Genomic DNA, 21,658 nt, shown 5'->3' with positions numbered 1-21,658 from the left:
GTCCAGCACCGCACGCAGATACCGCCCCGCACGCGCGATCTCCGCAGGAGTCGCCTGATCCGCCAGCCCCACCAGAATCGGCTCCGCCAACGCCGCCTGCGCATCCGTCAACCGCGCGGTCGCCGAACAGATCGCCGTCACCGCACCCTCAGCCAGGCTCCCCTGCGCGAACCGCGCCCGCACCGTCGGCAGGCGGGCAAGCTCGGTCGCCAACGCCAGCACCCGGCCCGCCCCGGCCACACTCATCCCCGCCGCACCCCGCAACCACGACCGCGTCGAGGCATGACCAGCCCGCCTGGCCTCACCCGCGGCATGCACCCGCTCCACCCGCACCGCGATCGCCGAAATCAGCCGGTCCCGCGCGAACAGCAGATCCTCCGCCTCCGCCAGACACACCCCCGGCGCGTCCGGCACCACCCCCACCGCCAACGCCGACGCGACCTGCCGCACCTGCGCCACCAACGGCCACGACACCCGACCCACGTGGAAAGCGTCATCGCCAGGAGTGGACCCTTCCCGCTCGAAGGTTCCATCCCCGGCCATGGACGCAGACCCGGCAGAGAACGGGTCCGCGTCGGACGGGTCGGCGTCGGACGGGTCGGGGCCGGACGGGTCCGCGTCAGACGGGTCGGGGTCGGAAGCTGCACGGGGAGATTCGTCACCGTCGCCTGACACGGTCGGGGGGTGAGCCTCGGACACCGGAACCGACTCACCCACCGGCGATTCCGCCTCAGCTGGCGGTTTTACCGAAGCCGCGTCCGGACCCAGGTGGCCGAGGAACGGCGGCACGGTTTTTGTCGAGGTCGCGCTATTCGCCGTTGAATTGCTTCCTTTTGCCGCATTGGGGAGAAAGTCGTCAATCGTAAATATGGCGGCGCTACGGGGCGTTTCGCCTGTTTGGGCTGGTCCGGGGGTTGTGGCGCGCTCCCACCAGTCGGCATCACAAGGGCGGGACTCGTCGCGACCCGACAACCCCTCCGGAAAGAACCCGGCGGGCTCGAACAGCTGAGTCATGCCCACCCCCGATCGCGATTAGAACGCCTGTATGAATAATGCCAAAGGCGGCCGCGTTAATCAAGTCGAATTCGCAAAGAATTTCGAGGAAAATATCGAGCTATATGTCAGGAAAAATCGGACAGCGATGCCGCCTCCGCGCCTAGTTGGTGCCCAGTTGATGCCTATTTGGTACTTATTGAGTGCCTATCTAGAGCATTTATCTGGCGTCCAGTTATGGTATTTATCTGTATCCAGTTCCGCGCCAGCGCGGGTTTGCCCTATTTCGTAAGGGTGTGTCGAAATCGAGCTCTCACCACGGCCGGCATGATCGCCGCAGTCCCTGCGCGTGACTGAACGGGTTCGCGTACGCGAGACGGATGACGACGAAGGCAACCGGCTGCCGCGCATCGTCACACCGTACGGCGACGGCATCGGCGTTGGTGGTGACCTGGCAGCGAGCGCAAATAGTGCCGTTGTCAGCCCAGGGCATGGCCACCAGCCGGACCGCCAAGGCCGCCTTCACCGGCGAAGATCGGGCCGCGATTTCGCCGGCGAAGACCAGGTCCGCGATCGGGGTCCGCGATGTTGTCCATAACTTCAACACCGCCGGATTCGACTCGCAAAGATGCCGGCCGCTACCCCGGCCACGGCAGCGAGGCCTGTTCGAACAGGAGTGGCCCACTTGCCGCGAGCCGGTAATCGCATGGCCGGGAGACGGATTCCAACACTGCTCGCCGCAGGTGCCGGAATCCACCACTCCGGCACCGGCGGCTGGGGCGGGCCGAGGTCAAAGGAAGTATGTGCGGCATGACAGATCGGCTCATCCCGGCGCGGATGGCGCACAGCTTCCGACAGCCGGCTACGGCTCGGCGGCCACGCCCGGGCTCGTCGCCGCGGTCTGCTCGGGGTGCCGCGCATTGGGCGTCTGCTGAGCGGGCAGCAGCAGGGCGGGCAGCAGTCCGAGGACGGCGACCGCGGCCGATGCCAGCAGTGCGGGTTGGGCCGTGAGGGCGGTCGCGGCCAGAGCCCTGAGCGGTGGGGAGCTCGCGGCCTCGAGCGTGTCCGCCTGCATCAGGCCGGCGGCGACGGCGATACCGAGGGTGGGGCCGATGTTCATGGCGGTCTGCTTGAGCCCGCCGACGACTCCGGCGTACCCGGGAGGCGCGTCACCGACCACGGTCCCGGTGGCGGTGACCATGACAACGGCGAAGCCGACGCCCAGCAGGGCGAAGGCCACGCTACTCCCCGTCCAGGCGGTCGCCGAGGTGAGGCCGGGCAGAGCCACGATGCCGAGCGTGACCAGGACGGAGCCGACCACGGCGGTGCGGCGCGGCCCGTACCGCCGGAGTGCCGCACTGGCCAGGGGCGCCCCGAGGATCATGAGCACGGTCATCGGGAGGACCCGCAGGCCTGTCGCGAGCGGATCCAGCCCGAGCACGTCCTGGAACAGGAAGGTGGCGACGAACAGGGCTCCGAACATGCCGCCGGCGGTGAGGAGAAGGATCGCCATCGCGGCCGTCACCGGGACCGATCGTGCCACCTCGGGCGGCACGATCGGATGGGCGGCGCGGCGTTCGTGGGCGATCAGGAGCGCCGCGCCGACCGCGGTGCAGGCCAGGCCCGCCAGCGTCGGTCCGCCGGTCCAGCCGTGCGCGGGTACTCCGACGAGGGTGTACACCCCGATGGCGAGAACACCTGCGACCAGCGCCGCGCCTACGACATCGAGCCGCTGCGTGTGCTCGCGCGTCGCTTCACGGTGCTCCGGTGCTGCTGCTCGAACGGCGAGAGCGGCCGCGGCGATCGCCAGCGCGAAGGGAACGTTGATCACAAACACGCTGCGCCAGCCCAGGTGTGCCACCAGGACGCCGCCGAGGACCGGTCCGGCCGCGCTGGCCACGCCGATGGCGCTGGTACGGATGGCGACGGCGCCGCCGAGCCGCTCCGGCGGATAGGTCAGGCGCAGTATCGCCAGCGTCGCCGGTTGAAGGAGGGCGCCGAACACGCCCTGTGCGACGCGCAGGCCGATCATCCACCCGATGTTCGGCGCGAGCGCGATCCAGGCCGAGGTCCCCGCGAAGCCGAGCAGGCCGCACAGCAGCAGCCGCCGATGGCCGTACCGGTCGCCGAGGCGCCCGGCGATGACCAGCAGCGCGGCCACGGCGAGCAGGTAGCCGGTGCTGGTCCACTGCATCTGCGCCACGCTCGCGCCGAGGTCGCGTTGCGCGCTGGGCTGGGTCAGGATCAGGACGGTGCCGTCGAGAGCGACCAACATCGCGCCCCCGGCGCTGACCATCAGGGCCAGGCGCCGCCGTACGGTGCTGTTCACGTGTCCGCTCCGCCCAGATGGGCGTCGATGATCGCGGTGACGAGCTCGTCGAGCCGGTCGTCGGCCTGCGCCGAGTCGTCGCCCAGCGCGAGTCCGACGCTGCCCCACCCCCACAGCTGGGCGAGGCCGTGCACATTCGTCCACAGCGCGACCGCGGTCACCTCCGCCGGCACGTCCCCGGGCCCGCTCTCCCGCTTCCGGGACCGGGAGATGAGATCCACGATCCGGCCGAACAGAGGCATGCTCGCCTCCCGCAGCTGCGGCTGACCGGCCGCGAGCGCCTGTCCGCGCAGGAGGTCGTGCCGGAACATCAGCTCGAACATGCCGGGACGTTCCTGCGCGTATCGCACGTACGCACCGGCCAGCGCCCGCAGCTGTGCCACCGGTGACGGCGCGTCGCCGGCTGCCTTCGCGAACCGCTCCGCGAGGTCGGCGAACCCGCGGCGGGCGATCGCCGAAAGCAACGCCTGATGGGTGGGAAAGTACCGGCGCGGAGCCCCGTGGGACACTCCCGCCCGGCGAGCGATCTCTCGCAATCCCACCGACGAAACACCCTCGGTCAGCACGATTTCCACGCCGACATCGACAAGCCGCTTCTGAAGAGAGCCCTCCGATTGCATAGACAGTGTCTACCACCGTCGGTAGACACTGTCTACCGCACGGCAGGGGCGGCAGGCGTGCACATCGGCACCAGTGATGGATCGACGAACAGGCCCGGCACCAGGGCGGAGACCACCGGGGCTGGGACGGCGACGATGTGGCGGCCGCACACGCACTCGCCGACGAACCTGAAGATCAGGAGCCTGCCGGATGAGCGGGCATGGCGAGGGAGGAATCCGGCCCTTCATCTCGCACGTCCCGCAGCTGGAGCTGGACGACTTGGCCGCGAAGCTGAGGGTCACAGCTCGCCGCGGTACCAGGCCTCTGCCTCGGCGTCCAGCGCGTCCTCGTCCGGTTTGGGCGGCCTTGCCCGGTCGATCCAGCGGAGCAGGCCTGGCGCGAGCTGGGCGAGGTTCTCCGGCCGCACGGTTCCGTGGACGGCGAAGTACGCGACGATCGGGCCGGCGAGGGGATCGGCCGCGTCGCAGCGGGCGCACAGGAGGACGTCGCTGACGCCCCGGACCTGGATTCCCCACGCGTTCGTCCAGGTGTGGGGCAGGCGGAGGACGGCGAGGACGCTGTCGGTACGGCAGCGCGGGCAGGCCCAGTCGCGGGTCATGCGCCACCGATCGCGTCCGCGCCGAGCAGCGCCTTGACGTCGCCGTAGAACGCCGGTTCCGGAGCGACCCGGAAGGGCTGGAGGTTCACCAGCACGCTCGCGGCGCCGTGGCGCAGCAGCCGCACGTGTACGGGCGCCCGGCCGGGGTGGGTGGTGAGGATGTGCCGGAACTCCCGGACGAGCCGCAGGTTCAGCCGGGTCTCCTGGATCGAGATCACCACGGCGGGCTCGGTGTCGGCCCGGGAGGCGTCGAGGACGGTGATCTCCTCGCCGTAGACGCTCATCGTCTCGTCGCGTACGTTGATCCGGCCCCGTACGGAGATCACCCGGTCCTGGGCCAGCGTGTCGCCGTAGAGGATGTAGGTCTTGGGGAAGATCAGGCACTCGACGGCGGCGTCGTGGTCCTCGAGGGTGACGATCGCCCACGGGTTGCCCTGCTTGGTGACCTTGCGTTGCAGGCCGGAGACGATGCCGCTGACCCGGGTCACTCCGTCCTGCCGACCGGAGGCCAGCAGGTCGGCGATCGTGGTGTCGCGGTTGGCGCCCAGGACGTGTTCGGCGCCGTCGAGCGGGTGGCTGGAGACGTACAGGCCGAGCATCTCGCGCTCGAAGGCGAGAAGGGTGGCCTTGTCCCACTCGCCCTGCGGGATCGCGATCGAGAAGGCGCCTCGCTGGCTCGGCCCGCCGAACAGCGAGTCCTGGCCGTGGGCCTCGTTCCGTTTGACGTCGATGACCGCGTCGACGGCCTGCTCGTGCACCGCGACCAGGGCCTTGCGGTGATGCCCCAGGCTGTCGAACGCGCCGGCCTTGGACAGTGACTCGATGACGCGTTTGTTGCAGACGGCGGCGGGGACCTTGGCGAGGAAGTCGTTGAAGTCCGCGTACGAGCCCTCGGCCTCGCGGGTGGCGACGACGGCGTCCACGACTCCGGCTCCGACGTTGCGCACCGCGCCCAGGCCGAACCGGATGTCGGAGCCGACAGCGGCGAAGTCCAGCTGGCTGGCGTTGACGTCCGGGGGCAGCACCCGGATGCCCAGGCGCCGGCAGTCGGACAGGTAGACGGCCATCTTGTCCTTGTCGTCGCCGACCGACGTGAGCAGCGCGGCCAGGTACTCCTGGGGATGGTTGGCCTTCAGGTACGCGGTCCAGTAGGAGACCAGGCCGTACCCGGCGGTGTGCGACTTGTTGAAGCCGTAGCCGCTGAAGGGCACCAGTACGTCCCAGACCGCCTTGATCGCCTCGTCGGAGTAGCCGTGTTCGCGCATCCCGGCGGAGAAACGGCCCCACTCGGCGTCCAGGACCTCCTTCTTCTTCTTGCCCATGGCGCGACGCAGCATGTCGGCGGCGCCGAGGGAGTACCCGGCGAGCTGCTGGGCGATGGCCATGACCTGCTCCTGGAAGACGACCAGGTGGTAGGTGTCGCCCAGGATGGGGTCGAGCGCCTCCGCGAGTTCGGGGTGGATCGGTTCGACCGGCTGCTTGCCGGTCTTGCGCAGGGCGTAGTTGGTGTGGGCGTTCATCTCCATCGGTCCGGGCCGGTACAGCGCGTTCACCGCGGCGATGTCGGTGAACGTGGTGGGTTGCATGAGTTTCAGCAGGACCCGCATGCCGCCGCCGTCCAGCTGGAAGACCCCGAGCGTGTCGCCGCGCGCCAGCAGCTCGTACGTCGTGGCGTCGTCGAGCGGAACGTCGAGGATGTCGATGTCGACGCCTTTGTTGGCGCGGACGTTGGCGATCGCGTCGCCGATGACGGTGAGGTTGCGCAGACCGAGGAAGTCCATCTTCAGCAGGCCCATGTCCTCGGCCTGGGTGAAGGGGAAGCCGGTGATGATCGGGCCGTCGACTTTGGGCCTGGCCAGCGGGATCACGTCGATCAGGGGCTCACTGGAGAGGATCACGCCGGCGGCGTGGACGCCGGTGCCGCGAGTGAGGCCCTCGAGGCCAGCCGCGGTGTCGACCACCCGCCGGCTGTCCGGGTCCTGCTCGTACATCTGGCGCAGCTCGGCCGCCTCGCCGTGGCGGGGGTGGCGCTCGTCGTGGATGGCGGCGAGCGGGATCTCCTTGCCGCCGACCGCGGCGGGGAAGGCTTTGGTGATGCGGTCCCCCACGGCGTACGGCAGGCCCAGGACGCGGCAGGAGTCCTTGATCGCGGCCTTGGCCTTGATGGTGCTGAAGGTGACGATCTGGCAGACGCGGTCCGCGCCGTATTTACGGGTGACGTAGTCGATCATCTCGTCGCGCCGCCGGTCGTCGAAGTCGAGGTCGACGTCCGGCATGGTGACGCGTTCGGGGTTGAGGAAGCGTTCGAAGATCAGCTTGTGCTCGATCGGGTCGAGCTGGGTGATCCCCGTGCAGTAGGCGACGATCGAGCCGGTGGCCGAGCCGCGCCCCGGGCCCAGGCCGATGCCCTGCTCGCGGGCGTGCCGGCAGATGTCGGCGACCACCAGGAAGTAGCCGGGAAAACCCATGGCGTCGATGACCGACAGTTCGTAGTCGATGCGGTCGAGCACCTCCTGGGACAGCCCGCCGCCGTAGCGGCGGCGGGCCCCCTCGAGGGTCTGCTCGCGCAGCCAGCTCGACTCGCTCTCCCCTTCGGGGACGGGGAAGCGGGGCGTCAGATCCCGATGGGCGAAGACCTCGCCGTAGTCGCCGATCCGCTCGGCGATCAGCAGCGTGTTGTCGCAGGCGCCCGGCACCTCGCCGTCCCACAGCGCGCGCATCTCCTCGGCGGGCTTGATGTAGTAGCCGCTGCCGCCGAACCGGAAGCGGTCGGCGTCGGCGATCCGCTTGCCGGTGCCGACGCACAGCAGCGCGTCGTGCGCCTGGGCCTGGCTCTCGGTGACGTAGTGCGAGTCGTTGGTGGCCAGGGGCGGCAGGCCGAGCTCCTTGCCGAGCCTGAGCAACTCGTCGCGCACCCGGCGCTCGATGGCGAGGCCGTGATCCATCAGCTCCAGGAAGTAGTTGTCCTTCCCGAAGATGTCGCGGTAGCGCGCGGCGGCCTCGACCGCCTTGCCGTACTGGCCGAGCCGCAGCCGGGTCTGCACCTCCCCCGACGGGCAGCCGGTCGTGGCGATGATGCCCCGGCCGTGCTCGGCGAGCAGTTCGTCGTCCATACGCGGATATTTCTGGACATGGCCTTCCAGCCAGGCCCGGGACTGGAGACGGAACAGGTTGCGCAGGCCCTCGGCGTCGGCGGCCCACATCGTCATGTGCGTATAGAGGCCTCGCCCGGAGACGTCCCCGCCTTCGCCGGTCTCGTCGTTCGACCGGCGCAACGCGAGGTTGTCGCTGTAGTACACCGGCTGCCGATGGTGGCGCGAGGCCGGAGCGACATAGCTCTCGATGCCGATGATCGGTTTGATCCCCGCCGTGCGCGCCGCCTGATAGAACTCGTACGCGCCGTGCACGTTGCCGTGGTCGCTCATCGCCACGGCGGGCATCCCCTGCCGGGACACCTCGTCCATCAGCAGGCCGACCTTGGCGGCGCCGTCGAGCATGCTGTACTCGGTGTGCACGTGGAGATGCACGAAGGATCCCACCGAAATCCACGCCTCCTGGTTGTAGGCTCGCCCGCGACCCGAGCGTTCAATCCGAGCATTCGACCCGAGAGCAGGAGCGGTTGTCCAACAATCGACACGCCGACAATCCCCAACCGTTGGTTGTAGATGAGGCGGGGACGGATCTCGATCTCGGCACCGTCCGGGCGTTCGTCGCCGTCACCGAGGACCGATACTTCGGCGAGGTCGCGGCCCGGCTGGGCATCAGCCAACAGGCCGTTTCCAAGCGGATCGCGAAGCTTGAGGCCGACCTCGGCGTGAGGTTGCTCGTCCGCTCACGCAACGGAGCCGATCTCACCGAGGACGGCAGGGCTTTCCTCGCACACGCGCGCGCCCTCGTCGGCATCGCCGACCAGGCACTTGACGCGCTGCGGAGCCGGCGCCGCGCGCTCCGGGTGGACGTACTGGACACCCGGCTGTCCTCCGTCGATCTGATCCGGGCGTTCCACCAGACCGTCAAGGACGCGGACATCGAGGTCATCACGTCCAACGGGCTCAGATCCGCGCGCCGCGCGCTCGTTCACGGGTCCGTAGACGCCGCCGTCGCCCGCGTCACCGGGCCCCTGGAGGACGACCTCCGGCACGTGCCGGCGTGCCTTGAGCCGCTGCATCTGCTGGTCGGCCGCGACCACCCCCTCGCCGACCGGCGGGCGGTGGAGATGGCACAACTGTCCGGATCGACCGTGTGGATGCCCGGCAACGTCCCCGGCAGTGAGTGGGCCGAGTTCTACTGCTCCCTGGGGGCCGAGTTCGACATCCGGCTCGACACCTCAGGGCCGGATTTCGGCTGGGAGTACTACGTCGAGGGGATCGGCTCCGGCGAACACATAGGTTTCGTGGGTGAACGGATGCGGGTTCCCTGGCATCCGCGGACCGTTCAGATCCCGATCGTCGACCCCGCGCCGGCGTACCCGTCCTCGCTGGTCTACCACCGGCAGAACCGGCACCCCGCGCTGGCCCCGTTCATCAGCTTCGTCGTGAACGATTTCCGGCCGTTCGACCCGCGACGCCAGTGGCTGCCCGAGCCCGACCGTGCCGCCTTCGCCGCGGCTTCCGCGCCCCGACAGGGCTGACAACGCACCCGATCAAACGATGATCGAATCGATCAGATCTGCCCGGATGATTCACGGACGCTCGGGAGCACCGAGCAGGCCGCGGTTGTACCCCTCCGCAACCGCGGCCGCACGGTCGTTCACGCCGAGCTTCGCGTAGATGTTGAGCAGGTGTGTCTTGACCGTGGCCTCGGTGATGAACAGCCGGGCGGCGGCCTCCCGGTTGGTGTGGCCGGCCGCGACCAGGCGCAGCACCTCCAGCTCGCGCTGACTCAACGGGCCGGTCGAGGGCGCCGGGGCGCGCAGCCGGCTCATCAGGCGGGCGGCGACCGATGGCGAGAGCGCGACCTCGCCGCGGGCGGCCGAGCGCACGGCGCGCAGCAGCTCGTCCCGCGGCGCGTCCTTGAGCAGGTAACCGGTGGCGCCGGCCTCGATCGCGGGCAGCACGTGGCTGTCCGTGTCGTAGGTGGTCAGCACCAGCACCCGGGCCGGTACACCGCGCCGGGTCAGCTCGCCGATCGCGGTGACGCCGTCCATGCCGGCCATCCGCAGGTCCATCAGGATCACGTCCGGCCCGAGCGCCTCGGCCAGCCGGACCGCCTCGGCCCCGTCCGCCGCCTCGCCGACCACGGTGAACTCGGGGTCGCGGGCGAACATGCTGATCAGCCCGTCCCGTACCACCGGGTGGTCGTCGGCGATGAGCAGCTTGATCGGGTCACTCACGAACGCACCTCCGGCGCCTCGGCGGGCAGGCAGGCCGAGATCCCGGTCCCACCCCCCACCTCCGATTCGATCTGCAAGGTCCCCGACAACGCCGCGATCCGCTGCCGCATCGCCACCAACCCGAAGCCTCCGTCGCCCTCGCCCCGGGCGGTCGGGTCGAAGCCGCGGCCGTCATCGCGGACGTCGAGGGCCACCTGCCGGTCCATGTAGGAAAGCGTGAGACCGACGCGGGTGACGGTGCCGGCATGCTTGGCGACGTTGGCCAAGGCCTCTTGGGCGGTCCGCAACAGGGCGACCTCGGCGTCCGGGCGCATCGTGCGGGTTTCGCCGGTGACGGTGACCTGGGCCGGGATGCTGTGGCGGGCCGACCACTTGACCGCCACCTCGGTGATGGCGTCGGCCAGGCGGCCGGTCTCCAGTGGCTCCGGGCGCAACTCGTTCACCGAGCGCCGCGCCTCGGTCAGGCTCTCCCGCGCCAGCGCGGTCGCCGCCGCGTGGTGCCGGCGCCACGCGGCCGGGTCGTCGGCCGCGTGCTCGGCCGCCTGCAACTGGGTGACGATGCCGGTCAGGCCCTGGGCCAGCGTGTCGTGGATCTCCCGAGCCATCCGAGCCCGCTCGTCCAGGACGCCGGCCGCGCGGGCCTGCTCGATCAACCGTTCCTGCAGCGTCGTGTTTTCGGCCAGCGCCGCGGCCAACCGCGCGTTGGCCTCGCGGGCCTCGCGCAGCGCCGCCTCCCGGGAGTCGTAGTACCGCGCGCCGATCTCGCCCATCCAGGCCAGCAGGCACATCGGCGCGATGTTGACGACCAGGACCGCCAGGTACTCGACGCGGCCGACCCAGGAGCCGGTGTCCAGGCCGGCCGACTGAGCCGTGCCGGCCACCACCGCGGCGCCGGCGATGAAGTACAGCTCGCGCGGCCAGCCGATGATCCAGAACGCGTAGACGTACAGCGCCGGCGTGTAGAAGCCGAACCACGGGTCACGCAGGACCATGACCAGCCCGAACAGGATCAGGCCGGCCAGGAAGACGCCCATCACGCCGATCCGGCCGCGCCACTCCGGGCGCAGTGTGAAGAGCACCAGGCTCCACAGCGCGGCCGCCGCGCAGAGCGCGAGGTCGACGGCGAGGGAGCCCGGCCGGTTGTGCTTGAAGGCGATGGTCAGGGCGGCCATGACGGCCAGCAGCACGTACGGGGCCACGGTGACCACGGGCTGGAACCGCTGGTTCCAGCCCGCCGACCCGGCCATCCGCCAATTCTGCATCGCGCACCTACTTCCGGCGGAACAATCTAGCCGCCACCACGGCCGCCCCGGCCGGCACCGCACTCACGGCCGGACCGCCGGGCGCCGGTTGATCTGCACGACCACGGGCAGCAGGAGCAGTCCGCAGACACCCTGCTCGAGCTTGAACCAGAACGGGAACATACCGGGCAGCGTGATGATCACCACGATCGCGACCAGCATGATCGCGGTGACGATGCGCAGCCGCAGCACCATCCGGCGGTCGCCGCGAGCCGCCCGGACCGCGAAGAACAGCGTGAGCAGCGAGCCGGCGGCGACGATGGTGCCGCGGACCCAGACCGCTTCGGTGACCATCGTCGCGTCGTGCCGAAACACGATCATCGCCACCAGTGTCAGCAGGCTGACCGCGGCGTACCCGCTGATCAGCCAGACCACATTGCGCATGTTCGGTTTGCCTCCGTCTCGTTGTTCGCTGACAGGAATCAGCGTCGCAACGGAGGCACCACACGCGGATCGCCCGATCTCCCGAGCGGGCGGTGGAATCGGCCGCTCGCTCACATGGTGGAGCGACTCCACCGATCGGTTGAGTCGCGGGCGTGGAAGCAGGTCACGAACCTCGTCGGCGAGCTGCCACGACAGGCCGTGGGCGTCGGGCGACGGGCCGGAAGAAGACGTGTCCGGCTGGGGCGCCGCTCGGCCTCGCACACGTTCGCCACGAGCACGACCGCCGGCTTGCTTGGCGGGAAACCCTCTTACACCGACGGCACCGGCGTACGCGGGGTGCCCTCGCGTCGTGAAGAGGATGTCCGCCCGGAGCGGGCGATGAAGGGAAAGGGGAACAACCGCGCCTTTCCACTCTCAACGTATAGCGCACCGGGGGGCTTGCGGCAAGACCCCGGTCGTGCCGCAGAATCGTCGGCCGAGACCAGAACCTGGTCGCTGGCCGAGGCCAGAAGCTGCGGAATCGGGGGATGCCGAATGCGTGTGTTGTTGTCGACGTATGGGTCGCGCGGGGACGTCGAACCTCTGGTGGGGCTCGCCGTGCGCTTGCGGGAGCTCGGCGCGGAGGTGCGGGTGTGCGCGCCACCGGACGAGGACTTCGCGCAACGACTGGCGGGTGTCGGTGTGCCGATGGTGCCGGTCGGCCGGTCGGCGCGCGCACTGACGACCGCGCCGCCGCCGTCGCCGTCGCCGGCGGACCTGCCCCGGCGCGCGGCCGAGTTGATCGCCGGCCAGTTCGACGCGGTCACCGCGGCGGCCGAGGGATGTGACGCGCTGGTGGCGACCGGGATGATGCCCGCCGCGGCCGGCGCGCTGTCGGTGGCCGAGAAACTGGGCATCCGCTCCGTGTCCGTGACCTTCCAGCAGCTCACCCTGCCGTCGCCGGACCGCGCGCCGCTGGCGTATCCGGGCCGGTCGTTCCCGCCGGAGGTGACCGACAACCGGGCGCTGTGGGACCTGGACGCCCAGAGCATCAACGCGCTGTTCGGTGCGGCGCTCAACACGAACCGGGCGTCGATCGGCCTGCCCCCGGTGGAGAACGTCCGCGACTACGTCATCGGCGGCCGGCCGTGGCTGGCGACGGACCCGATCCTGGATCCGTGGCAGGAGACGCCGGACTTCGACGTCGTCCAGACCGGCGCGTGGATCCTGCCGGACGAGCGCCCGCTCCCGGCCGAGTTGGTGGCGTTCCTGGACGCCGGCACACCACCGGTGTACGTGGGCTTCGGCAGCATGCCCATGCGCTCGTCGGCAGACGTCGCCGAGGTGGCCGTCGAGGCGATCCGCGCGCAGGGGCGCCGCGTGCTCGTCGGGCGTGGCTGGGCGGAGCTTGCCCTGATCGACGGCCGGGACGACTGCTTCGTCGTCGGCGAGGTCAACCATCAGGCACTGTTCCGCCGGGTGGCCGCCGTCGTGCACCACGGCGGCGCGGGCACCACGACGACCGCCGCCCGGGCCGGCGCGCCTCAGGTGGTGGTACCGCAGGCGGCGGACCAGCCGTACTGGGCCGGCCGGGTGGCCGAGCTGGGCGTCGGCGCGGCCCACGAGGGTCCGGCTCCGACCGTCGAGTCCCTGTCGGCCGCGCTCAAAGCGGCCCTGACCCCCGAGACCCGGGCACGGGCGGCCGCCGTGGCCGGCACGATCCGCGCCGACGGGGCGACGGTGGCCGCGAAGCTGCTGCTCGACGTGGTCACCGGTGAACGGCCGCCGGTGTCCGCGTGAACCACGTGGGACAGCCGAGCCAGGACCCAGAACGAGAATCTGCGAACCCTGGCGACCTGAACCGGCAACGACCACCGGGTCCAGTCAGGCGGAGCGTTGCTCGTCGTGACCACCCGGTTCGGCACACCGGTTCGGACGCCTTGGAACGCGTAATGGTCGCCAGCGACCTTTGATCGGAGCTAATGACGTGAACCGCGTGACCACCAGCGCGTTCGACCTTCCCGACCGCCTCTCCCGCAAGGCCGACCCGACGCTGATCGCCGACGATGAGCGGCACTTCGCGGCCATCGCGGAGAGCCTCGAGCGGTCGATCATCGACCTGTCCGACCGCCTCGATGCCGAGCGCAAGGCGCCCGGCGGCAAGGGCCGGCAGGCGTTGGACCGGGACTTGGAGATCCACCGGCTGACCGCCCGCCTGCGCACATTGCGTCGCTTCGGTCTGGACCTGTGCCTCGGGCGCATGGTCGGCGCGGACGACGCCGAGCCCGTGTACGTCGGACGGCTCGGCCTCACGGACAGCACGGGTCGCCGGCTGCTGCTCGACTGGCGCTCCCCCGCGGCCGAGCCGTTCTTCGGAGCCACCCACGCCAACCCGATGGGGCTGGCGAGCCGCCGCAGGTATCGCTGGACCCGCGGCCGGATCGGCGACTACTGGGACGAGGTGTTCACCTCGGACGGGTTCGAAGGGCACGCCGCGCTCGACGACCAGTCCGCCTTCATCGCCAGCCTGGGCAGCCACCGGTCCGCGCGGATGCGCGACGTGCTCGGCACCATCCAGGCCGACCAGGACGCCATCATCCGCGCGGGATCCCGCGGCGCTCTCGTCGTCGACGGCGGTCCGGGCACGGGGAAGACCGTCGTCGCTCTGCACCGCTCCGCCTACCTCCTCTACTCCGACCCCCGCCTCGGTCACCGACGGGGCGGCGTGCTGTTCGTCGGCCCGCACCAGCCCTACCTGGCCTACGTCGCCGACGTCCTCCCCAGCCTCGGCGAGGAGGGCGTGCAGACCTGCACCCTGCGGGACCTCGTCCCCGAGGGAACCGCGGCCGCGATCGAGGCCGACCCGGACGTGGCCCGCCTGAAATCGTCCGCGGACCTGGTGAAGGCGATCGAGCCGGCCGTCAGGTTCTACGAGAACCCGCCCACCACGGGGATGACGGTCACGACCCCCTGGTCCGACATCCGGCTGAGCGCCGACGACTGGGCCGAGGCGTTCCAAGCGCCGGAACCCGGCACTCCGCACAACGAGGCGCGCGACCAGATCTGGGAGGAACTGCTCACGATCCTGATGGACAAGCACGATGACGACGAAGCACCGGCCGACCTGCTCCGCAGGTCGCTGGTGCGGAACCGGGAGCTGCTCACGACCTTCAACCGCGCATGGCCGCTGATCGAAGCGGCCGACCTCGTCGGAGACCTGTGGTCGGTGCCCGCCTACCTGCGGCTGTGCGCTCCCTGGCTCGGCCCCGACGACGTTCGGAAGCTGCAGCGCGAGGACGCCCAGGCCTGGACGGTGTCCGACCTGCCGCTGCTGGACGCGGCACGCCAGCGGCTCGGCGACCCGGAGGCGTCACGACGCAAGCGCCGGCAGGAAGCCGCTCTCGCCGCCCAACGCGAGCGCATGGCCCAGGTCGTCGAGAACCTGATCGAGGCCGATGACGACGGGGAAGGCCTCGTGACGCAGCTGCGCCGAGAGGACCTCCAGCGAAATCTGGTCGACGAGTCCGAGCTGCCCACCCTCACCCCGGACCTGCTCGCCGGTCCGTTCGCGCACATCGTCGTGGACGAGGCTCAGGAGCTCACCGACGCGGAGTGGCAGATGCTGCTGCTCCGCTGCCCGTCCCGGAGTTTCACCATCGTCGGGGACCGTGCCCAGGCCAGGCACGGGTTCACCGAATCGTGGCAGGAGCGGCTCGAGCGGGTCGGGCTGGACCGGATCGGCCTGGCCTCCCTGAGCGTCAACTACCGGACGCCGGAAGAGGTCATGGCGGAGGCCGAGCCGGTCATCCGGGCCGCGCTCCCGGACGCCAACGTGCCGACGTCCATCCGCAGCAGTGGCGTCCCCGTCGTCCACGGGTCCGCCTCGGAGCTGAGCTCGATCCTCGACGCCTGGATCGCCGAACATGCCGACGGGATCGCCTGTGTCATCGGCGATCCCACGTTCCGGGAGACGTCCCGTGTCCGGTCGCTGACCCCGGAGCTGTCGAAGGGGCTCGAGTTCGACCTGGTCGTCCTCATCGACCCGGAGAAGTTCGGCGAGGGCATCGAAGGAGCGGTCGACCGCTATGTCGCGATGACCCGAGCGACCCAGCGACTCGTCATCCTCACGAGCTCCTGACGTCGGCCGGACGAACGAACACCCGCTCCTGGCGTCCCGCCCCCTCCGGCTCCGACCTGGACAAGACTCTGCAGGAACTCGAGAAGTCCTATAACGGGCGTATCGGCGCGGTGGGCATCGACCTGGGGACCGGCAAGACGGTCGGCTACCGGGCCGACGAGCGCTTCCCGTTCAACTCCATGTTCAAGGTGTTCGCGTGCGCGGCAGTGCTGCACAAAGCACGCACCAGCGCCCCCGGGCTGATGGACAAGGTGGTTCGCTGGAAGCCTGCCGACATGGCCGAGCTGACCGAGAACTCCCCCGAGACCACCGAATACACCGACACCGGCATGACACCTGCGCAGCTGTGCCGCGCCGGGATCACCAAATCCGACGGCTTCGCGGGCAACACTCTGCTGAAGCAGATCGGCGGACCGGGCGGGCTGACCGAGTTCTTCCGTGCCACCGGTGACCGGACGAGCCGCCTGGACCGGCCGGAGCCCACGCTGACCCAGTGGAAGCCCGGTGAAGAGCGCGACACCAGCACCCCCGCGGCGGCCGCACAGACCTTCACCAAGCTCACCACCGGCAAGACCCTCCACCCCCGCGACCGAGAGCGGTTGGTCGGGTGGCTGAGGGCCAACCTCACCGGCGACAACCGGATCCGGGCGGGGCTCCCCAAGGACTGGACGATCGGTGACAAGACCGGAACCGGCGGCGCGAGCAACTACGGCACCGCCAACGACCTGGCGATCGTCTGGGCACCCGGATCGAACGCGCCGATCATCCTGTCGGTGTTCACCAACCGCAACGTCAACAACACTCCGAACGATGACACGGTGATCGCCTCCACCGCGACCGCGCTGGCCAAGGCCCTCGGCAGGCTGTGAGCGACCATCAGATCTGACGCGTCCGCCGTCGCCGGCACGGCCGGCGCGCGGTCAGAACCGGTAGCGGAGAATGCGCGCGCCCTGCCGGGACAAGGCTGTACTGCGGGCGGTGAGACGGGTCAGCGCCCGAAGCGGTTGTGGGAACCGGGCTACTTCCGGCGCGCGGGTGAGCGCCAGGGTCGCTCGCCCCATGTGCGTCAGGGACCGCTGTGTGGCCGGGCGTTCCCGCCGCAGACGTTGACGGCCACGCGGTACAGGCCGTCGTCCTGGGCGATGTCCAGGAGCGCGGTGGCCACGTCCGCCCGGGTCAGCGCACGCGGTTTGGCCAGCAGGCCGCGGTTGACCAGCACGGAGCCGGTGGCGGGCCGGTCGGTGAGCCTGGTCAGCCGGGAGACGGTCCAGTCCAGGCCGCTCGCGGCGACGGCCTGTTCCAGGTCGCGGGCGTCGGCGTACTGGGTGGCCAGCAGGCGGCGCAGCAGCCCCATCAGCAGGTACGGCCGCCGGGCGACGATCGGGTACGGCGTGGTGACGACCAGCCGCCGTGCCCCGGTCTCGGCCATGGCCTGAATGACGGTGCGGGTCGCCTGGGCCGCCCGGTGCGGGTCGTGGCTGTCACCGCCGTTGATGATGGAGATCACCACGTCGGCGCCCGCGACGGCGGTGCGCATCTTGTCGGGGTCGCGGCCGTCGCCCTCGACGACGGTGTGCGGTTCCACGTTCTCGGGCAGCGCGGCGGCGTTCCTGGTGCACGCGGTGACGCGGTGGCCGCGGCGCAGCGCCTCGGCCAGGACGTGGCGGCCGGTGCGTCCCGTGGAGCCGATGAGGGTGACGTTCACGTGCTCACCGTCCGGGTGATCGAGTCGACCCGGAGGACCCGCCCGTCCGCGGCGAACTGGGCGAACAGGTAAGCCTCGATCTGCAGGGCCTGGCCCTTCCTGGTCAGAACGGCCATGGAGTATCGGGCGGCGGCCCGGTCGCCGTCGAGCAGCGTTTCGTGCACCTGGATTTCCAGTTCGCGGGCGTTCTTGCGCGCCGGACCGGTGTGGTCGATCAGCCGTTGGCGGTCGAGGGCGATCCCGTCGTTGCGGTACTCGATCTCAGGCGCGTAGTAGCGGTCGACGATCGCGGCCGGATCCTCCGAGCTGAAGGCCAGCTCATGCGGCAGGCGGGTCAGGAAGGCGTGGAAGTCGGGCATCAGACGACCTCGAACGTGCTCATCATGGCCATGTCCTCGTGTTCGAGATTGTGGCAGTGCAGGACGTACCGGCCCCGGTAGCCGGTGAAACGGGTGATGATCTCCACGGTCTGCGCCTCCCGCAATTCGACGGTGTCCTTCCACTCGGGCGGTCCGCTGGGGCGCTCGCCGCCGACCGACAGCACCTGGAAGGGCGCCAGGTGCAGGTGCACGGGGTGGGCGACGTCGCTGGTCAGCCGCCAGATCTCGATGTCACCGAGCTTCGGCCGGGCGTCGACGCGACGCACGTCGAAGGGCATGCCGTTGATCAGCCAGCCGGTGTGACCGTGCATGTTGCCGCTGTTGAACTCGAAGTCCCGGGTCACCGCGGCCCGGTCCGGGTCGAGGCGTTCAACGCGCGACAGCGTCGCCGGCACGGCCGAGTCGTCCCGGGCGTCGCGCTCGACGGTGAAGCGCATCACGCGGGCCTGGGGCCCTTCATCCGCGAGGTTGCGCAGCTCGACGTGGTCGCCCACCCGGTAGGCGGCGAAGTCGACCACCGCCTCCACGCGCTCGCCCGGCGCCAGCCGTATCCGATCGACGGTCTGGGGTGCGGCCAGCAGCCCGCCGTCCCCGGCGATCCGCACCAGCTTGCCACCGGGCGACAGGGCCAGCTCGTACGTGCGCGCGTTGGAACCGTTGAGAAACCGCAGCCGGTAGCGGGCGCGGTCCACCCCGAGCTGTGGCCAAGGCGCGCCGTTGACCAGGATGACGTCGCCGAACACGCCGCCCATGAACGCCTCCCGGGCGCCGGGCCCGTCCTGCCGGGCCGGGTACGGCATGGTGCCGTCAGGGGCGAAGGAGCGGTCGCAGATCATCAGCGGCACGTCCCGCTCGCCCGACGGGAGCGGCAGCGCCTTCTCCTCGTCGTCGTCGATCAGGAAGAACCCGGCCAGCCCGCGCCATACCTGCGGCCCCGTGTAGTCCATGCGGTGATCGTGGTACCACAGCGTGGCCGCCCGCTGCTCCAACGGGAAGACGTAGTCGCGGTGGGCGCCCGGCTGGACCAGGTCGGTCGGATAGCCGTCGGATTCCGGCGGGGTGTGGCCGCCGTGCAGGTGGGTCACGGTCGGCGCGCCCAGGTTGTTGGCGACGCGGACGACGGTCCGGCGGCCGCTGCGCGCCCGGATGGTGGGGCCGGGGAACTGCCCGTCGTACCCCCAGATCGGGGTGCGCAGGCCGGGCAGGATCTCCACCTCCGCCGTCCGCTGGACGAGCTCGTAGTAATCGGTGGTCGTGTCCGTCTTGTGCGGCTTGGCCACTGTGGGCAGTGGGAGCGGCACCGTGTACGGCGTGGGCAGCGGCGCGCTGCTCGCCAGGAGCCGGGGCAGCGGGGTGCGGCCCAGCAGCGAGCAGCCCGAGACGCTCAGCGCCGCGCCCACGCCGAGCAGCCGCAGCGCCTGCCGTCTGGTCACCGTCATGCCGACGCCGTCTTGGCACGGCCGACGGACCAGACCTGGTTGAGCCGGACCAGGCTCACCCCGAACATCAGCACGCCGAGCGGGACGTGGAAGGCCTTCATGTGGGCCATACCCAGGGCTACCTGGACCACCGTCATCGCCAGCATGCCGACGGCGGGCAGGATGGAGCTCCGCTGCCGCGTCAGCAGCGCGGCGACCAGGTGCAGCAGCACGGTGACCACCACGCCGATGGCCGTGGCGCTGTGCGCCGTCCGGCCGCCGGGTGTGGACAGCAGCAGCCCCGCGGTGACGGCCTGGACCAGCACGGCGACGGTCTGCGCGAGGAGCGCGATACGCAGGAACATGGTTTTCCTTACGGGTAGGGGGTTGGCGACGGAGGCGATCGTGACGATCCGCACGAAAGCGGTCAGCGCTCTCAGGGGGCGCGGGGTGTCCTGACGGGGGCTCTCATAGCTCGAAATCGTCGTCGAGCCGCCGCGCGGGGGCGTCCCACGCCGGGAGTGACTGCCGCTACCACGCCGGGGGTGATCTGCCGCGCCCATATACGCCGTGGGGAGTATCCCGGAGATACCACACCGCATGGATGAACAGATTTCCGCTTCGACCGTATGGTGCGGAGGTGCGGTTTGATCTGAAAGGGCACGCGACCGTGCCCGACGCCGTCCTCGGGCTGGTTCTGGCGGTCGTGTTCAGTGCCGGCGCCGCGACGGTGCCCGGCATCGGCCCATTAAGTTACGCGGTCATCGCCGTCGGATGTCTCGCGCTTGCCGTACGCCGCCGGGCGCCGACCCTGGTGCTGCTCGTCACCACGGCGTGCATGCTCGCCTACACGGTCGGCGCCGACCCCGCTCAGGCGGCCGCTTTCCCCGTCATGATCGCCGTTTACACCGCCGTCAGGCACGGGCGCCGGCACGCCGCCGTGATCTCCGCGATCGCCGGCCTCGTGTTCCTCGCCGGCTCACTGGCGGCATCGCTGACCGCCGACGCGACGCAGCCCGCCCAGGCGCTTGTGGAACGGACGATCCTGCTGATGGGCTGGTTCCTGGCCGCCGGCGTGAGCGGCACCGTGAGCCGGCACCGGCAGGCCTACCTGGAGCAGGCCGAACAGCGGGCCGCCGAGGCCGAGCGCACCCGGGAGGCGACCGCGCTGCGCCGTGCCGGGGAGGAGCGGCTGCGCATCGCCCGCGAGCTGCACGACTCGCTCACCCACAGCATCTCGGTCATCAAGGTGCAGGCCGGTGTGGCCGTCCACCTCGCGCGTAAACGCGGCGAGGAGGTGCCCGAAGCGCTGCTGGCCATTCAGGAGGCCAGCGCCGATGCCATGCGGGAGCTGCGTGCCACCCTCGAGGTGCTGCGCGACGCCGACGATCCGGCGGGCAGCGGCCTGGACCGCGTGGACGACCTGGTCGCCCGGGTCGGCGCGGCAGGACTGCCCACCACGGTGACGGTCACCGGCCCGGCCCGCGCGCTGCCCGCCCACGTGGAGCGCGCCGCGTACCGCATCATCCAGGAGGCGCTGACCAACGCCTCCCGTCACGCCGGCCCCGCCACCGCCACGGTGACCCTCGCCTACGGCGGGCGGGAGCTGACGGTTCAGATCGACGACGACGGCCTGGCCTCGCCGTCCGATCCGCCCACCCCCGGCAACGGCCTGACCGGCATGCGCGAGCGCGTCACCGCGCTCGGCGGCAGCCTGCACGCCCACCCTCGCCCGCATGGCGGGTTCACCGTTCGCGCCGACCTCCCCACCGAGGACCTCTCGTGATCCGCATCCTCCTGGTCGACGACCAGCCCCTCATCCGCGCCGGCTTCCGCGCACTGCTGGAGGCCGAAGACGGCTTCGAGGTGGTCGGCGAGGCAGCAGACGGAGCGTCGGGACTGGCCCTGATCCGCGAACGGCTGCCCGACGTCGCCCTCATCGACGTGCAGATGCCCGGCATGAACGGCATCGAGGCGACCGGGCGGATCGCCGCCGACCCGAGCCTGTCCGGCGTCCACGTGATCATCCTGACCAACTACGGGATGGACGAGTACGTCTACGAGGCGTTGCGCGCCGGCGCCACCGGGTTCCTGGTGAAGGACACCGAGCCGGCCGACCTCCTGCACGGGATCCGGGTGGCCGCCCGCGGGGAGGCGCTGCTGTCGCCGGCCATCACGCGCCGCCTCATCGCCGAGTTCGTCGCTCGCCGTCCGCAGCCGGCTCCGTCGGGGGCGAGCCTGCTCACCGAGCGCGAGCGCGAGGTGACCGCGCTGGCCGCGCACGGGATGTCCAACGACGAGATCGCCGCCCATCTGGTGATCAGCCCGTCCACGGCCAAGACCCACGTCAGCCGCGCCATGACCAAGCTGCACGCTCGCGACCGCGCCCAGCTTGTCGTCTTCGCCTACCAGTCCGGTCTGGTCAGCGCGGACGACGCACCTCCCAGGAGGAGCTGACCCCCGTCGACGGCGGGCCCGGT

At 70.6% G+C, this 21,658-nt stretch carries 18 protein-coding genes; 6 read left to right on the top strand and 12 right to left on the bottom strand.

Annotated elements, in window-relative coordinates; all coding sequences use genetic code 11:
- From AWQ71_RS30390 to dnaE, 5 genes are all read right to left on the bottom strand, one after another.
- The coding region (locus tag AWQ71_RS30390; protein WP_157570667.1) for a DUF222 domain-containing protein at positions 1–1,014 on the bottom strand (1,014 nt) is incomplete at its 3' end.
- A gap of 841 nt (positions 1,015–1,855) precedes the next feature.
- Complete coding sequence (locus AWQ71_RS30385) at positions 1,856–3,322, bottom strand: MFS transporter (protein WP_067139392.1); 1,467 nt, start codon at positions 3,320–3,322, stop codon at positions 1,856–1,858.
- Positions 3,319–3,942 (bottom strand): TetR/AcrR family transcriptional regulator, encoded by a 624-nt coding sequence (locus AWQ71_RS30380; protein ID WP_067139389.1) that lies wholly within the window; start codon positions 3,940–3,942, stop codon positions 3,319–3,321. The genes AWQ71_RS30385 and AWQ71_RS30380 overlap by 4 nt, the downstream gene beginning before the upstream one ends.
- Positions 3,943–4,220: 278 nt before the next feature.
- On the bottom strand, positions 4,221–4,541 hold the full coding sequence (locus AWQ71_RS30375; RefSeq protein WP_067139386.1) for a DUF6300 family protein: 321 nt from the start codon (positions 4,539–4,541) through the stop codon (positions 4,221–4,223).
- A complete protein-coding gene (gene dnaE / locus AWQ71_RS30370) occupies positions 4,538–8,068 on the bottom strand; it encodes a DNA polymerase III subunit alpha (RefSeq protein WP_281196319.1) in 3,531 nt (1,176 codons plus the stop codon). Before dnaE ends, AWQ71_RS30375 begins: the two co-directional genes overlap by 4 nt.
- 128 nt (positions 8,069–8,196) lie before the next feature.
- On the opposite strand from dnaE, the gene AWQ71_RS30365 reads away from it, so the two are divergent.
- Positions 8,197–9,171, top strand: coding sequence for a LysR family transcriptional regulator (locus AWQ71_RS30365; protein ID WP_067139381.1), 975 nt, complete (start codon positions 8,197–8,199; stop codon positions 9,169–9,171).
- A gap of 51 nt (positions 9,172–9,222) precedes the next feature.
- Here AWQ71_RS30365 and AWQ71_RS30360 read toward each other — a convergent pair whose 3' ends face one another.
- The 3 genes from AWQ71_RS30360 to AWQ71_RS30350 form a co-directional block, all read right to left on the bottom strand.
- Positions 9,223–9,873 carry a response regulator gene (locus AWQ71_RS30360; RefSeq protein ID WP_067139378.1) on the bottom strand — a complete coding sequence of 217 codons (651 nt, stop codon included), beginning with the start codon at positions 9,871–9,873 and terminating at the stop codon, positions 9,223–9,225.
- A complete protein-coding gene (locus tag AWQ71_RS30355) occupies positions 9,870–11,135 on the bottom strand; it encodes a sensor histidine kinase (RefSeq protein WP_245658604.1) in 1,266 nt (421 codons plus the stop codon). The genes AWQ71_RS30360 and AWQ71_RS30355 overlap by 4 nt, the downstream gene beginning before the upstream one ends.
- 63 nt (positions 11,136–11,198) lie before the next feature.
- Positions 11,199–11,558 (bottom strand): hypothetical protein, encoded by a 360-nt coding sequence (locus AWQ71_RS30350; protein WP_067139373.1) that lies wholly within the window; start codon positions 11,556–11,558, stop codon positions 11,199–11,201.
- Positions 11,559–12,092: 534 nt separating this feature from the next.
- Between AWQ71_RS30350 and AWQ71_RS30345 the strand changes: the two genes are divergently transcribed.
- The 3 genes from AWQ71_RS30345 to bla all read left to right on the top strand — a co-directional run bounded on the left by AWQ71_RS30345 (position 12,093) and on the right by bla (position 16,544).
- Positions 12,093–13,337, top strand: a complete 1,245-nt coding sequence (locus AWQ71_RS30345) for a glycosyltransferase (protein WP_084259451.1) — start codon at positions 12,093–12,095, stop codon at positions 13,335–13,337.
- Positions 13,338–13,524: 187 nt separating this feature from the next.
- Complete coding sequence (gene helR / locus AWQ71_RS30340; protein ID WP_067139371.1) at positions 13,525–15,675, top strand: RNA polymerase recycling motor ATPase HelR; 2,151 nt, start codon at positions 13,525–13,527, stop codon at positions 15,673–15,675.
- Positions 15,672–16,544, top strand: coding sequence for a class A beta-lactamase (bla, locus tag AWQ71_RS30335; RefSeq protein WP_084259456.1), 873 nt, complete (start codon positions 15,672–15,674; stop codon positions 16,542–16,544). The genes helR and bla overlap by 4 nt, the downstream gene beginning before the upstream one ends.
- Positions 16,545–16,741: 197 nt before the next feature.
- Here the strand turns inward: bla and AWQ71_RS30330 are convergent, their stop codons facing one another.
- The 4 genes from AWQ71_RS30330 to AWQ71_RS30315 are packed head-to-tail and all read right to left on the bottom strand — an operon-like array spanning position 16,742 to position 19,543.
- A complete protein-coding gene (locus tag AWQ71_RS30330; protein WP_067139365.1) occupies positions 16,742–17,380 on the bottom strand; it encodes an NAD(P)-dependent oxidoreductase in 639 nt (212 codons plus the stop codon).
- The gene (locus AWQ71_RS30325; protein WP_067139362.1) at positions 17,377–17,739 is read right to left on the bottom strand and encodes a nuclear transport factor 2 family protein; all 363 of its coding nucleotides are present in this window, start codon (positions 17,737–17,739) and stop codon (positions 17,377–17,379) included. The genes AWQ71_RS30330 and AWQ71_RS30325 overlap by 4 nt, the downstream gene beginning before the upstream one ends.
- On the bottom strand, positions 17,739–19,199 hold the full coding sequence (locus AWQ71_RS30320; protein ID WP_067139359.1) for a multicopper oxidase family protein: 1,461 nt from the start codon (positions 19,197–19,199) through the stop codon (positions 17,739–17,741). The genes AWQ71_RS30325 and AWQ71_RS30320 overlap by 1 nt, the downstream gene beginning before the upstream one ends.
- Complete coding sequence (locus AWQ71_RS30315) at positions 19,196–19,543, bottom strand: hypothetical protein (RefSeq protein WP_067139356.1); 348 nt, start codon at positions 19,541–19,543, stop codon at positions 19,196–19,198. Before AWQ71_RS30315 ends, AWQ71_RS30320 begins: the two co-directional genes overlap by 4 nt.
- A 275-nt stretch (positions 19,544–19,818) precedes the next feature.
- Here AWQ71_RS30315 and AWQ71_RS30310 point away from each other — a divergent pair, with 275 nt between their 5' ends.
- Both AWQ71_RS30310 and AWQ71_RS30305 read left to right on the top strand, forming a co-directional pair.
- Positions 19,819–20,964 carry a sensor histidine kinase gene (locus tag AWQ71_RS30310; RefSeq protein WP_067139352.1) on the top strand — a complete coding sequence of 382 codons (1,146 nt, stop codon included), beginning with the start codon at positions 19,819–19,821 and terminating at the stop codon, positions 20,962–20,964.
- Entirely contained in the window at positions 20,961–21,635 is a 675-nt protein-coding gene (locus AWQ71_RS30305; RefSeq protein ID WP_067139349.1) for a response regulator, read from the top strand. Before AWQ71_RS30310 ends, AWQ71_RS30305 begins: the two co-directional genes overlap by 4 nt.
- Positions 21,636–21,658 lie beyond the last annotated feature (23 nt).

The organism is Microtetraspora malaysiensis (assembly GCF_001528665.1).
Lineage (GTDB): Bacteria > Actinomycetota > Actinomycetes > Streptosporangiales > Streptosporangiaceae > Microtetraspora_A > Microtetraspora_A malaysiensis.
Note: the sequence above shows the minus strand (reverse complement) of the source record. Positions and strands in the feature narration are given on the sequence as shown.

Coding starts and splice junctions, on each gene's coding strand:
- AWQ71_RS30355 (WP_245658604.1), bottom strand. CDS start 11,135: ATGCAGAATTGGCGGATGGCCGGGTCGGCGGGCTGGAACCAGCGGTTC.
- AWQ71_RS30315 (WP_067139356.1), bottom strand. CDS start 19,543: ATGTTCCTGCGTATCGCGCTCCTCGCGCAGACCGTCGCCGTGCTGGTC.
- AWQ71_RS30380 (WP_067139389.1), bottom strand. CDS start 3,942: ATGCAATCGGAGGGCTCTCTTCAGAAGCGGCTTGTCGATGTCGGCGTG.
- AWQ71_RS30350 (WP_067139373.1), bottom strand. CDS start 11,558: ATGCGCAATGTGGTCTGGCTGATCAGCGGGTACGCCGCGGTCAGCCTG.
- AWQ71_RS30345 (WP_084259451.1), top strand. CDS start 12,093: ATGCGTGTGTTGTTGTCGACGTATGGGTCGCGCGGGGACGTCGAACCT.
- AWQ71_RS30325 (WP_067139362.1), bottom strand. CDS start 17,739: ATGCCCGACTTCCACGCCTTCCTGACCCGCCTGCCGCATGAGCTGGCC.
- AWQ71_RS30320 (WP_067139359.1), bottom strand. CDS start 19,199: ATGACGGTGACCAGACGGCAGGCGCTGCGGCTGCTCGGCGTGGGCGCG.
- AWQ71_RS30375 (WP_067139386.1), bottom strand. CDS start 4,541: ATGACCCGCGACTGGGCCTGCCCGCGCTGCCGTACCGACAGCGTCCTC.